Below are 13,453 nucleotides of genomic sequence, written 5' to 3'. Positions count from 1 at the left end.
GCCGTGGCGGCGAAACTTGTCGTAAAGCGTCTTCCGTGGGACCCGCAGGGCTTCGGTCATGGCGACGACATCACCGGCGTGACGGTGCAGCGCCTCTTCCAGCACCGCCTTCTCAAAGCGCTTGAGCCGATCGGTCAGGCCCGCGGCGGCTTCCTCGGCCGAGCCGATGACCGCCGGGGCGTCGATGTCGAGCGCCACCTGGTCTGCGAAATGGGCCAGCTCCCGCACATTGCCCGGCCAGTCGTGCTCCATAAGCGTGCGACGCACGGTGGTGCTCATCGGCGGCGGCGTGCGCTGGCGGTCGCCGGCGGCGCGCGCCAGGAAGTGAGCGAACAGAAGCGGCACGTCCTCGCGCCGCTCCCGCAGCGGCGGCACCCTCAGCTTCAGGACATTGAGCCGGTAATACAGGTCCTCGCGAAACTGGCCGCGCTCGACGGCGAGTTTCAGCTCGGTCTTGGACGAGGCGAGAATCCGCAGATCCAGCTGGCGCGGCCCCGATCCGCCCAGAGGCTGGATTTCCCGCTCCTCCACAACCCGCAACAGAGCGACCTGGGCGGCCATGGGCATGCTCTCGATCTCGTCGAGGAACAGGGTGCCGCGATGGCTCTGTTCGATCAGGCCGACGCGCCGCCTGACCGCGCCGGGGAAGGCGCCCGGCTCGTGGCCGAACAGCTCGCTCTCGATCAGGCCGGCGGGCAGGGCGCCGCAGTTCACCGCGACGAAGGGATGCACGCGCCGCCGGCCGCTATTGTGCAGGGCGCGGGCGACCACCTCCTTGCCGACGCCCGTCTCACCCTCAATCAGAACGTCCATTCCGGCGTCCGCCACCTGCCCGATCACGGTCCGGAGGCGGGCGATGGCCGGGCTGGACCCGAGCAGGGGCAGGTCGGGCGTCACCCGGCCGACTTCCGCCGCCAGGGCGCGATTGTCGAGCACGAGTCCGCGCTTCTCCAGCGCCCGGTTGAGACTGTCGGCCAGCCGGCCGAAGTCGAACGGCTTGGCCACGAAATCATAGGCGCCGTTGCGCAGGGCATCGACAGCGTCCGCGATGTCGCCGTGGCCGGTGATCATGACCACCGGCAGCCCTTCGTCGAGCGCCTGAAGCCGCGTCAGCAGTCCCCGCCCATCCATCCCGGGCATGCGCAGATCCGAGACCACGACGCCGGGATAGTCGGCGCCCAGAACCTTCAAGGCAGCCTCGGCCGAGGCGAAGGCCTGGACCTCCAGATCCTCGAGCTGGAGCCGCTCCAGCAGGGCGCTGCGGAAGTCATCATCGTCGTCGATCAGGGTGACGCAGCGGGGGCGGGAGAAGTTCACGCGGCGGCCTTCAGGGAGATCACGAACCGGGCGCCGGGCTTGCCCGGACGCAGGCTGAGCTCGCCGCCGAAGCCCGCGACGATATCGCGGCAGATGACGAGGCCCAGGCCGAGCCCGGCCGACTTGGTGGTGACGAAAGGCGTGAACAGGGCCGCGGCAATGCCGGGATCAACCCCCGGGCCGTTGTCGCTGATGACGATCTCTACGCGACGCGCCTTGCGCGCGACATCGATGGTCAGCCGGGGCTCGGGCGTTCCGGCGTCAGTCATCGCCTCGAAAGCGTTCTGGATCAGGTTGACGATCACCTGTTCCAGCCGGATCGGCTCCGCCTGAACCTGCAAGTCAGCCGCCTCGGTTCGAACCAGCTCGACCCCGCCCTCCCGCAGCCGCCCGCCGATCAGCAGAAGTGCGCCGTCGATGGCCGCGGCGGGCGAGACGGCGGACACCCCTTGTGTGCTTTTCCTGGAAAAGGCGCGCAGTTCATCAGTGATGACGCCGATGCGGCCGGTCAGCTCGGCCACCCGCCCCAGGCTGCGGCGCGCGGCGTCGGGATCATCCCGGTCCAGATAGGCGGTCGCCGTGTCGGCATGGGTGCGGATCGCCGCGACCGGCTGGTTGATCTCGTGCGCCACGCCGGCGGCGATCTGTCCGAGGGTGGCCAGTTTGTTGGCCTGGACCAGTTCTTCGCGCAGCACCTCGCGGCTGGCCTCGGCGCGGCGACGCTCGTCGATCTCGCGGTTGAGCTGACCGTTGGCGGCGCGCAGTTCCCGGGTGCGTTCGTCGATCCGGCGTTCCAGTTCGGCGCGGGCCTGTTCCTCGGCCTCGGCGCGCGCCATGGCCTGTTGTCGTCGACGCAGCAGGACCCCGGCGCCGACGGCCAGCAGGGTGACCAGAAGGCCTGCGACGGCCCGGGCGCTGAGCACATTGGCCACGATGGCCCCGCCGATCGGGTCCAGCAGATGCAGCGTCCAGCCCGGAGTATCCGTTTCGGTGTGGGCGAGAATCCATTCCGCCGAGGGTCCGCCTGCGGCGGCCCGGACGATCCGGTGCGCGCCGGTCGCCTCGCTGTCGAAGGGCAGGGCGGCGAGCGCCTGACCGGTCAAGGTCTGGTCGTCCAGGATGGCCTCACGCTCGGCGTCGGTCAGGTCGCGGCTGCGGCGGAACCGCCATTCCGGGACGCTGGTCACCAGAACGACGCCGCGGGAATCCGTGACATAGGCAGGCTCGCCTGACCCCCGCCAGTCGGCCTCGAGCGCATCGAACTCGACCTTGACCACCACGACGCCGATCGGTCTTTCGGCAGTGCCGACGCGGCGGGCGAGATAGAGGCCGGGCCGGCCGCTGACCGTGCCCAGGGCGAAGAATTCCGCCTGTCCGTTCTGCATCGCGTCCCGGAAATAGGGGCGGAAGGCATAGTCGGAACCGACGAAACTGGTCGGCTCGCGCCAGTTGCTGGCGGCGCGGGCGACACCGTTCTGGTCCAGGACATAGATGGCGGCGGCGCGCGTCTGGACGGCAAGCGTTGCCAGCTTGGCGCTGATGACGTCGGCGGTCTGCCCGCTCGCGCCGGCGACGAGGCCCACCACCTCGGGGTCCTGTGACAGGACGACAGGGAGGGAACGGTGCTTCTCGAGTTCGCTGCGCAGGACGGCGGCGTGGAGGGCGGCGGCGGCGTCGGCTTGACGCGCGAGATCGGCCCGGGCGTCGCGTCGCGCCAGTTCTCCGGCGGCGATCATGGACAGGGCGCTGGCGATCAGCCAGCACAGCAACAAGACCAGCCACGGCCGGGAAGACCGGGTGGAGACGAGGCTGCCGAGTTGTTCCAGCGCTGAAGCCGTCATCTCGAAAGCATGCGGAATTCCGCACAGAAATGCCACGTCATTGGCCGGGTTTCCGGACAAAATCTGGCTGACGGAAAACAAAAGTCATACCGAACAGCTATTTGGGCAATTTCATCGTGAGTTTGGCCGTTCGCTCAATCACGGCCAAACTGGGGCCTCGAGGCGCGGCGTCAGACCGTGCGGAAACAGCGCCACGAGCGCAGGGGAGGTCGAGTGCAGCTTTCGGGCGATCAAGGTCATGCGTCCGGCGCGCCGCGCGCCTGGTATCGGCACCTGTATGTCCAGGTCCTGGGCGCGATCCTGCTCGGCGGGCTGATCGGCCATTTCTGGCCCGCTTTCGGTGAGAGCCTGAAGCCGTTGGGTGACGCCTTCATCAAGCTGGTGAAGATGGTCATCGCCCCGGTGATCTTCCTGACCATCGTCACGGGCATCGCCGGGATGCGCGACCTGGGCCGGGTCGGCCGGGTCGCGGCCAAGGCCTTCGCCTATTTCCTTTTCTTCTCGACCCTGGCCCTGGTCATTGGTCTGGTCGTCGGCAACCTCGTCCAGCCCGGCCGCGGCCTGAACATCGATCCCGCGACGCTGGACGCCGGGGCGGTGGCGCAATATTCGACCGCCGCGCATGAGACGACGATCATCGGCTTCCTCCTGGGCGTGATTCCCGACACCTTCGCCAGCGCCTTCTCGACCGGCAATATCCTGCAGGTCCTTTTCGTATCGGTGCTGTTCGGCATCGCCCTGGCCTCGGTCGGCGACCTCGGAAAGCCGGTCCTGACCTTCCTGGAGTCGGTCAGCGCGGCCTTCTTCAAACTGGTCGCCATCGTGATGAAGGCGGCGCCGATCGGCGCCTTCGGCGCCTTCGCCTTCACGATCGGGGCCTATGGCATAGCCTCCGTCGTCAATCTGATCGCCCTCGTCGCCACCTTCTACCTTACGGCCGCGATCTTCGTGATCGGGGTGCTCGGCGCGGTCGGGATCGCCAACGGCTTCTCGATCTTCAAACTGATGCGATACCTCAAGGAAGAGCTTCTGCTGGTGCTCGGCACATCCTCGTCCGAGGCCGCCCTGCCCAGTTTGCTGCAGAAGATGGAGCAGGCCGGCGCCTCCAAGTCGGTCGTCGGACTCGTCGTGCCGACCGGCTATTCGTTCAATCTGGACGGCACCAACATCTATATGACGATGGCCGCCCTGTTCATCGCCCAGGCGCTGAACATCGACCTGACGCTGGAACAGCAAATCCTGTTGCTGCTGGTCGCGATGCTGAGCTCCAAGGGGGCGGCCGGCATCACCGGCGCAGGCTTCATTACCCTGGCCGCGACGCTCGCCGTCGTGCCGACGGTGCCGATCGCCGGCATGGCCCTGATCCTCGGCATCGACCGGTTCATGAGCGAATGCCGGGCCCTGACCAACTTCATCGGCAACGCCGTGGCGACCCTCGTCGTGGCGCGCTGGGAGGGCGCGCTTGATCGCGATGCCCTGCGCGAGGCGCTGGATGGTTCGCCCCGTCCGCTCGCCGCTGAACCCGATCCGGCCGCCGGGCCGGGCGACGACCTCGTGGTCGCCCGCGACTGAAATCCTTTTCACGTGCCTGAAAACAAAAAGACTTTGGGAGGATGAACATGAACACCAAGAAGACCGCGATGCTGGCGACGACCGCCGCAGCTGCTCTCCTGAGCCTGGCCCCCGCCGCCTGGGCCCAGACCCAGACGCCGACGGCCGTCCCTTCCTCGACCCAGCTGTCGCAGGCTGCCCAGTCGATCGCAGATCAGTCCAGCCAGAACGGCGATGACGCGTCCTCGGTCGAAGACATCGTCGTCGTCGGCTCCCAGATCCGGGGGGCGGACGTCACCGCCGCCCTGCCGGTCACAGTGCTGAGCGAGGAGCAGATCCTGGCCACCGGCGCGGTCAACGGCGACGACCTGCTGCGGTCCATCCCCCAGATGGGCGATGTGCTGTTCAGCGCGGCCAACAACCCCCAGACCTCGAACGCGGCGCGGGGCGACGTGAACTCGGTCAACCTGCGCTCGCTCGGCGTCGGCAACACCCTGGTCCTGCTGAACGGCCGCCGTATCGTGCAACACCCGACCAGCCAGGGCACGTCGGACACCGGCACGGTCCCGGTCCTCAGCTACAACTCCAACGCCATTCCGGTGACCGGCCTTGAGCGTCTCGAGGTCCTGCTGGACGGCGCGGCCGCCATCTACGGCGCGGACGCCGTAGCCGGGGTGGTCAACACCGTGCTCCAGGACGACTTCGACGGCCTGAAGATGAATGCCCAGTACGGCGGCGCCGAGGGCACCCACTTGCGCGAGTTCAATCTCGGCGTCTTCGCCGGCAAGGACTTCGATGGCGGCAACATCTCGGCCTATGTCGACTACACCGACCGGTCGGCCCTGCAGGCCGAGGATCAGGCTTTCACGGCGACCGACAACCTGCGCTCCCTGTTCGCCGGCGATCCGGACTTCGCCTCCAGCCTGACGCCCGACTTCCGCAACACGCGCGGGGCCTGGGGCAATTTCGCCGTTGTCGGGGCGACGACGGCCATCCGTCGGGGCACGACCTCCCTGACCACTGCCGCCGGGGCTTTCCACATCCAGCCGACGACCCTGACGGGCTGTCTCGTTCCCAACGCCAACGACGCCAACATCTGCCTTGGCTCCGGCGCCCTGAACTTCAACGGCGTGCAGCGCGACCTGCGCTTCGACACCGCGCCGGGCACGACCATCCTGCCCGACACCCAGCGCCTGAACGTCTTCCTGCAGGGTCACTACGACATCAACGACGGCGTCACCGCCTTCGGCGAGCTCGGCTACTACACCGCCGACACCCAGCGGGTTCAGCCGCCGGTGATCAACCTGAACACCCTGACCATCCCGACGACCAACTACTGGAACCCGTTCGGTCCGGTGACCTTCTCCGACGGCCGGGTGAACCCGAACCGCATCTCGGGCCTGACCAATGTGCCGGTCACGGGCCTGGACATCACCCTGAACCAGTACCGGTTTGTCGATGCCGGCTATCAGAAGGTCAACGTCACCAACTACCAGGCCCGCGCGCTCGGCGGCCTGCGCGGCGAGTGGCGCGGATGGGACTGGGAGACGGCGCTTCTTTATTCGGAAGCCGAGGCGGTCGACGAGTCTCTCGCCGTGAACACCCAGGCGCTTCAGGCTTCGCTCGCCCTGTCGACGCCGGACGCCTACAACCCGTTCAGCGGCGGCTGTATCGTCCAGACCAGCTTCGGCGACTGCACGCCCAGCTCGCAGACGGCGCTCGACGCCATCACCTTCACCCTGAAGCGTGAGAGCAAGACGACCATGGCTCTCTACGATTTCAAGGTCTCGCGTCCCGACCTGTTCAGCCTGCCGGCCGGCGACGTCGGCGTGGCCTTTGGCTTCGAGGCGCGCAGGGAGACCCAGGACGACGACCGTGATTCCAACCTCGACGGCTCCAACCCGTTCCGCGACACGGTCACCGGCGCGGTCCAGCTGTCGAACGTCATCGCCGTCAGCCAGAACCCCGACACCCACGGCGAACGTTCCGTGACCTCGGCCTACATCGAGTTCGCGATCCCCGTCGTTTCGCCGGAAATGAACATCCCGCTGGTCCACAATCTGGAGCTCCAGATCGCCGGCCGCGCCGAGCATTATTCGGACTTCGGCGACGTCGCCAAGCCCAAGGTCGCCGCCGCCTGGGACATCGTCGACGGCCTGCGCATCCGGGGGTCCTATTCGGAAGGCTTCCGGGCGCCCAACCTGGAACAGGTCAACACCGCCACCTACGGCCGCCTGACGACCAACCCCGATTACATCCGCTGCGAAGCCGATCTGAGGGCCCGGCGCATCGCCACCTTCGGCGCCTGCTCGCGCTCGATTGGCGCCTCCCTGCTGGTCTCCGGCAACCCGGACCTGGAGCCGGAAGAGAGCCAGAACCAGTCCTATGGCGTGGTCTTCCAGCCTCAGTTCCTTCCGGCCGAATGGGGAGATTTCACCTTCACCGTCGACCGCTGGAGGATCCAGCAGGAGAAGATCGTCGGCCTGTTCGGCGGTCGCAACGCGGTGGTGCTTGACTACGCCGAGCGGGTCGGGGGCGGCTCCAACCCGCTGGTCACGCGCGCCCCGGTCAACGCCGACGACATCGCCCTGTTCGCCGGTACGGGCATTACGCCGGTCGGGGTGATCACCTCGATCTCGGACCGGTTCGTCAACCTGCTGCCGCAGGACGTCGAGGGCATGGACATCGGCTTCAACTGGCGTCTGCGGAATACGCCGCTGGGCAGCTTCCGGGTCAATATCGACGCCGCCAAGCTGATCAAGTTCGGTCGTGAAGCCGGTCCGGCCGTGGACGCCCTCTATGCCGCCCGCGACGCCGGGATCATCAACGCCGCCACGCCTCTGCCCGACTCCAGCGACCTGCTGGCCCAGAACGGTCGCCCGGAATGGAAGCTGTCGGGGTCGGTGACCTGGAGCCAGGGTCCGTGGCAGATCGGCGCCTTCACCCAGTATATTTCAGCGGTGGATGACACCGATCTGCTCGACGCCGCCGGCAACGCCTGGGAGGTCGAGAGCCAGGTGACCGGCAACCTCTATGCCCAGTATGAGTGGGAGGAGAACAACGGCTTCATCTCCAACAGCCGCATCCGCTTCGGCGCCCGCAACATCACCAACGAGGCGCCGCCGCTGTCGTCCGCGGGCTACCTCGGCTCGCTCTATCGCCCCTACGGCCGCTACTGGTACGTGTCGATGGCCAAGGAGTTCTGAGCCATTGCCGCGGAGAGGGACGATGCGTGATCTTTCGACCCTCGCCGTCGCAGGCCTGATGTGGATCGGGGCGGGCGTTTCGGCGCCCGCCTCGGCCCAGGCTATCGCGCCGGAGCCGGCCGATTGTCCCGACAGTCTGCCTGATGGGACCACGTGTTCCTCCGGACGGTCGGCGGACGGGGCCTGGTTCTGGACCGCCTGGCCCCGCGACTGGAACGGGACCCTGATTGTCCACGCCCACGGCGGGCCGCGCACAGGCGAACCGCAGCGCGCCGATCCGGTCGAAGACCTCGAGCGCTCCTCCGTCATGGTCAGTGAGGGCTACGCCTGGGCCGGCTCGACCTATCGCCGCGGCGGCTACGGCGTGCGCATGGCCGCAGCCGACACCGACGACCTGCGCCAGATCGTCTGGGACGCCTTCGGCAAGCCCAGGCGCACCCTCCTCCACGGCCAGTCCTGGGGTGGAAACGTCGCGGCCAAGGCGGCGGAGCTCTATGCCGTCTCGGCGGACGGGGAGCGCAACTATGACGGCGTCATCCTGACCAGCGGCCTGCTCGCCGGCGGGACGCGCGGATACATTTTCCGGTCCGACCTGCGCGCCGTCTATCAGTTCTACTGCCATAACCACCCGCGCCCGACCGAGACCCAATATCCCCTGTGGCAGGGCCTGCCGGAGGGCGCCGCCATGCCGCGCGCCGATATCGCCGCCCGCGTGGAGGACTGCACCGGCCTCAGCCTTCGGCCCGAGGCCCGTACCCGCGCCCAGGCCGATGCCCTGCGCAACATTCTGTCGGTGGTCGGGGTGACGGCGGACAGTCTGGTCGCCCACCTCGCCTGGGGCACCAACCTGTTTCAGGACATGGTCTGGAAGCGGCTCGACGGCGCGAACCCCTTCTCCAACGCCGGCACAACCTACCAGGGATCGGACGACGACGTCGCCCTGAACCAGGGCGTCGAGCGTTTTGAGGCTGATCCCGCCGCCGTCGCGGCCCTGGCCTATGACGCCGACCTGACGGGCAACATCGTCCTGCCGACCCTGACGCTGCACGCCCGCTATGACCCGACGGTCTTCGTCAGCCATGAGGCGGCCTATGCGCAGACGGTCGCCGACGCGGGCCGCTCGAACCTGCTGAGCCAGGTCTTCACGACCGAGGCCCTGCACAGCCAGCTCAGCATCCCCCAGTACGCCGGCCTGCTGATCGCCATGACGCGCTGGCTGGATACGGGCGAGAAGCCCGATGCGGAGGATGTGCTGGAGGCCTGCCGCACGCGGGCGGAAGCCTACGACCAGTCGTGTCTGATCGACCCGGATTTCGTGCCGAGCCTGTAGTGGTCCCTCTCACGGCGGGAGAGGGAGATCAGTTCCGGTTCTTCACCAGGTCATCCACCACCGATGGGTCCGCCAGCGTCGACGTGTCCCCCAAGGCCCCCAGATCGTTCTCCGCGATCTTGCGCAGGATCCGCCGCATGATCTTGCCGGATCGCGTCTTGGGCAGGCCCGGCGCCCACTGGATCACGTCCGGCGCCGCGATCGGCCCGATCTCGTGGCGGACCTGGACGACCAGCGCCTTCTTCAGGTCGTCGTGCGGCTCGACGCCTGCGTTCAGCGTCACATAGGCGTAGATGCCCTGGCCCTTGATGTCGTGCGGGAAGCCGACCACCGCCGCTTCGGCGACATCCTCGTGCAGGACCAGGGCGCTTTCGACCTCGGCCGTGCCCATCCGGTGGCCCGACACGTTGATCACGTCGTCCACGCGCCCGGTAATCCAGTAGTCGCCGTCCTCGTCCCGGCGGCAGCCGTCGCCGGTGAAGTATTTGCCGGGATAGGCGCTGAAATAGGTCTCGAAGAACCGCTGGTGATCGCCCCAGACGGTCCGCATCTGGCCCGGCCATGAGTCGGTGATGCACAGGTTGCCGCTGGCCGCGCCCTCCAGCACGCGCCCTTCGGCGTCCACCAACTCAAGCTCCACGCCCGGCAACGGTTTGGTCGCCGAACCCGGCTTCAGGTCCGTCGCGCCGGGCAGGGGAGAGATCAGGGCCCCGCCCGTCTCGGTCTGCCACCAGGTGTCGATGATCGGCAGACGACCCTCGCCGACCACTTCGTGATACCAGCGCCAGGCCTCGGGATTGATCGGCTCCCCGACTGTCCCCAGCAGGCGCAGCGACTTGCGGCTCGACGATTTCACCGGTTCGTCCCCGTCCCGCATCAGCGCCCGCAGCGCCGTCGGGGCCGTGTAGAAGATCTCGACCTGATGCTTGTCCACCACCTGCCAGAAGCGGCGGTTGTCCGGATAGTTGGGCACCCCCTCGAACATCAGGGTCGTCGCCGCGTTCGAGAGCGCCCCGTAGACGACGTAGGAGTGGCCCGTGACCCAGCCCACATCGGCCGTGCACCAGAAGACCTCGCCGGGCCGATAGTCGAACACCAGCTCGTGGGTGTAGCTGACCCAGAACAGGTATCCGCCGGTGGTGTGCAGCACCCCCTTCGGCTTCCCGGTTGAGCCCGAGGTGTAGAGGATGAACAGCGGATCCTCGGCGTTCATCGGCTCGCACGGGCAGTCGTCGGAGACCGACGCGACGGCATCCTCGAACCGAACATCCCTGCCTTCGACGATCGGCACATCGGCGCCGGTGTGGCTGATGACCAGGACGGTCTCGACAGCCACCTTGGTCAGGGCTTCATCGACATTGGCCTTCAGCGGGATGCGCTTGCCGGCCCTCAGCCCCTCGTCGGCGGTGATGACCAGCTTCGACCCGCAATCCTCGATCCGCCCGGCGATGCTGTCGGGGCTGAAACCGCCGAACACGACCGAATGGATCGCCCCGATCCGCGCGCAGGCCAGCATGGCGACGGCCGCCGCCGGGATCATCGGCAGATAGAGGGTCACGCGGTCGCCCTTCTCGACGCCCAGCGCCTTCAGCACATTGGCCATCCGGCACACCTCGCGGTGCAGCTCCGCATAGGTCAGGCGGCCCGACCGGGCCGGATCGTCGCCTTCCCAGATGATGGCCGTCTGGTCCGCCCGTTTGGGCAGATGCCGGTCCACGCAGTTGAAACAGACGTTCAACACCCCGTCGGAGAACCAGCGGATGCGGAAGTCGTCCTTGTCGAACGATACGTCCTTGATCACCGTCGGCGTCGTGATCCAGTCCAGCCGTTTCGCCTGTTCCGCCCACCAGTCCTCCGGCGTCTCGCGCGCCGCGATCCGCGCGAGGTCGTAGGCGGCGGCGTCCATATGGGAGCGTGCCGCCCATTCAGCGGGGACAGGATACAGGTCGCGGTCGGTCATGGATGTCTCCTCACCCGAACCTAGCGAGGTCTGCCGGAGAAGGGGAGCCAATCGCACCAAACCACGTTAACCTTGAGCATTCACCGGGAACCGCCATGAGCCTGAACCGCCTTCTCGCCGCCGCCGTCATCGGCGCGATGTCCGTATCCGCCTGCACGCGCGAGGGCGAGGCGCCGGCGGAACCCGTGAACCAGACGCCGCCGGTCGCCCCCACTACGCCCACCGCCCCCGCCATCGGCTATGCTTGCGAGAGCGGCCAGACAGTGACGGTCCAGTATCCCGATACGGCCACGGCCAGCGTCGCCTACAAGGGGCAGACCTATGCGTTGCGACTGGTCCCGGCCGGCAGCGGAGCTCGCTATTCCGGTTCCGGCGTCGAATGGTGGATCGCCACCCGCGACGGCTCCGAGAGCGCGACCCTGAGCCGCCTGGGTCCCAACGAAGATGTAGGCGTGGCCGTGCTGGAGCGATGCAGCCGTCCGTCGGCCAATCCCGCCCTGCCGGTTCCCGGCCAGCAGCCCCAGCCGGCGCCGGGCGGCGTCCTCCCGGCCTCGACGCCATGCCGCGCCGCCCAGCTGCGGCTGAACAGCGAGACCGGCGATGCGGGCGCCGGCAACCGGGTCAACGTCTTCGGTGTCACCAATGCCGGGACCGCCCCATGCAGCATCTCGGGCTATCCGGCGGTCAGCCTGCTGGACGCCCAGGGTCGCCCCCTGACCGCGATCCGTTCGGACCAGAACCCCAACACGGCGACGCCCGTGAATATTCCGGCGGGCGGCAAGGCCTTCTTCGACATCGCCTGGAATGTTGTGCCCAACGAGGGAGCGGGCGAGCGGGTCTGTCCGTCGGCGGCGCGGGTGCGGGTGTTGATCCCCGGCGATCCGGCGGCCCTGGCCGTTCCTCTGGCCTTGACGCCCTGCGGCGGTCGCATCCGGGTCAATCCGTTCCGCGCGGGCGTGGAGCCGGGTCCGGCGCCGGCGGCGGTTCCGGCGGCGTCCTCGACCTGACGCCTTCCCCCGGTCGGGGCGAGGGGGTAAGACCCCGCCATGCAAACCACAGGCTTTCACGACCGCGTCGCGGCCGAGCTTACCGACATTGACGCCCAGGGACTGACCAAGCCCGAGCGGGTCATCGAATCGCGCCAGGGACCGGTGATCCAGGTCGGGGGCCGCACGGTGCTCAACTTCTGCGCCAACAACTATCTGGGCCTCGGCGGCGATGACCGCGTGGTCGCCGCGGCCAACGCGGCATCCGAAGCGCGCGGCGCGGGCACAGCCTCGGTGCGGTTCATCTGCGGCACGCTCGACATCCACAAGGAGCTGGAACGGGCCATCGCCGACTATCTCGGCTTCGAGGATTCGATCCTGTTCGCCGCCGCCTTCGACGCCAACGGCGGCCTGTTCGAGCCCCTGTTCGGGGCCGAGGACGCGATCATTTCGGACGCCCTGAACCACGCCTCGATCATCGACGGCGTGCGGCTGTGCAAGGCCAAACGCTACCGGTTCGCCACGTCGGACATGGCCGATCTGGAGACCCAGCTGAAGGCCGCGCGGGCCGACGGGGCGCGCGACATCATCATCGCCACCGACGGCGCCTTCTCGATGGACGGCTATATCGCGAAGCTCGATCAGATCCGCGCCCTGGCCGACCGGTACGGCGCCCTGATCATGGTCGACGACTGCCATGCGACCGGCTTCCTCGGGCCGCAGGGGCGGGGCTCCTACGCCCACCACGGGGTCAAGGTCGACTTCGTCACCGGCACCTTCGGCAAGGCCCTGGGCGGGGCCATGGGCGGCTTCATCTGCGCCACCGCCCCGGTGGTGCAACTGCTGAAGCAGAGGGCGCGGCCCTATCTGTTCTCCAACGCCCTGGCGCCCTCGATCTGCGGCGCCTCGCTGGAGGCTATCCGCATTGCCCAGGGCGAAGAGGGCGACAAGCTCCGTGGCCAACTGACCGCCAACGCCGCACGCTTCCGTGGCGCGATGGCCGAGGCGGGCTTCGACCTGTTGCCCGGCCAGCATCCGATCGTCCCGGTCATGCTGGGCGACGCCAAGCTGGCCCAGACCATGGCGGCGCGGATGCTGGAGCTCGGCGTCTATGTCATCGGCTTCTCGTTCCCGGTGGTGCCGCGTGGCGCCGCGCGGATCCGGACCCAGATGTCGGCGGCGCATAGCTTCGACCATATCGATCAGGCGGTCGCGGCGTTCACGACGGCCGGCCGGGAACTGGGAGTGATCTAGGCGATGGA

The 13,453-nt window shown here is 68.0% G+C and carries 8 protein-coding genes; 5 read left to right on the top strand and 3 right to left on the bottom strand.

Features of this window, described 5'->3' with window-relative positions:
• Together RMO01_RS14020 and RMO01_RS14015 are read right to left on the bottom strand one after the other, a co-directional pair.
• On the bottom strand, positions 1–1,317 hold a 1,317-nt coding region (locus RMO01_RS14020), incomplete at its 3' end, for a sigma-54 dependent transcriptional regulator (RefSeq protein WP_309629676.1).
• The gene (locus tag RMO01_RS14015) at positions 1,314–3,158 is read right to left on the bottom strand and encodes an ATP-binding protein (RefSeq protein ID WP_309629675.1); all 1,845 of its coding nucleotides are present in this window, start codon (positions 3,156–3,158) and stop codon (positions 1,314–1,316) included. The genes RMO01_RS14015 and RMO01_RS14020, both read right to left, overlap by 4 nt.
• 213 nt (positions 3,159–3,371) lie before the next feature.
• Here RMO01_RS14015 and RMO01_RS14010 point away from each other — a divergent pair, with 213 nt between their 5' ends.
• From RMO01_RS14010 to RMO01_RS14000, 3 genes are read left to right on the top strand one after another with little or no spacing between them, the layout of a single operon-like run.
• The gene (locus tag RMO01_RS14010; RefSeq protein ID WP_309629674.1) at positions 3,372–4,730 is read left to right on the top strand and encodes a dicarboxylate/amino acid:cation symporter; all 1,359 of its coding nucleotides are present in this window, start codon (positions 3,372–3,374) and stop codon (positions 4,728–4,730) included.
• A 47-nt stretch (positions 4,731–4,777) separates the two neighbouring features.
• Positions 4,778–7,915 carry a TonB-dependent receptor domain-containing protein gene (locus RMO01_RS14005; protein WP_309629673.1) on the top strand — a complete coding sequence of 1,046 codons (3,138 nt, stop codon included), beginning with the start codon at positions 4,778–4,780 and terminating at the stop codon, positions 7,913–7,915.
• A gap of 22 nt (positions 7,916–7,937) precedes the next feature.
• The gene (locus RMO01_RS14000) at positions 7,938–9,245 is read left to right on the top strand and encodes a hypothetical protein (RefSeq protein WP_309629672.1); all 1,308 of its coding nucleotides are present in this window, start codon (positions 7,938–7,940) and stop codon (positions 9,243–9,245) included.
• A gap of 28 nt (positions 9,246–9,273) precedes the next feature.
• On the opposite strand, the gene acs is transcribed toward RMO01_RS14000, so the two are convergent.
• Positions 9,274–11,205: an acetate--CoA ligase gene (acs, locus tag RMO01_RS13995; RefSeq protein ID WP_309629671.1), complete on the bottom strand. Its 1,932-nt coding sequence runs from the start codon at positions 11,203–11,205 to the stop codon at positions 9,274–9,276.
• A gap of 95 nt (positions 11,206–11,300) precedes the next feature.
• Here acs and RMO01_RS13990 point away from each other — a divergent pair, with 95 nt between their 5' ends.
• Together RMO01_RS13990 and RMO01_RS13985 are read left to right on the top strand one after the other, a co-directional pair.
• Positions 11,301–12,212 (top strand): DUF4232 domain-containing protein, encoded by a 912-nt coding sequence (locus tag RMO01_RS13990; RefSeq protein ID WP_309629670.1) that lies wholly within the window; start codon positions 11,301–11,303, stop codon positions 12,210–12,212.
• A gap of 39 nt (positions 12,213–12,251) precedes the next feature.
• Entirely contained in the window at positions 12,252–13,445 is a 1,194-nt protein-coding gene (locus RMO01_RS13985) for a glycine C-acetyltransferase (protein WP_309629669.1), read from the top strand.
• Positions 13,446–13,453 lie beyond the last annotated feature (8 nt).

Source organism: Brevundimonas sp. (genome assembly GCF_031412435.1).
Lineage (GTDB): Bacteria > Pseudomonadota > Alphaproteobacteria > Caulobacterales > Caulobacteraceae > Brevundimonas.
The sequence above is the reverse complement of the archived record's forward strand: the minus strand, read 5'-3'. Positions and strand labels throughout refer to the sequence as shown.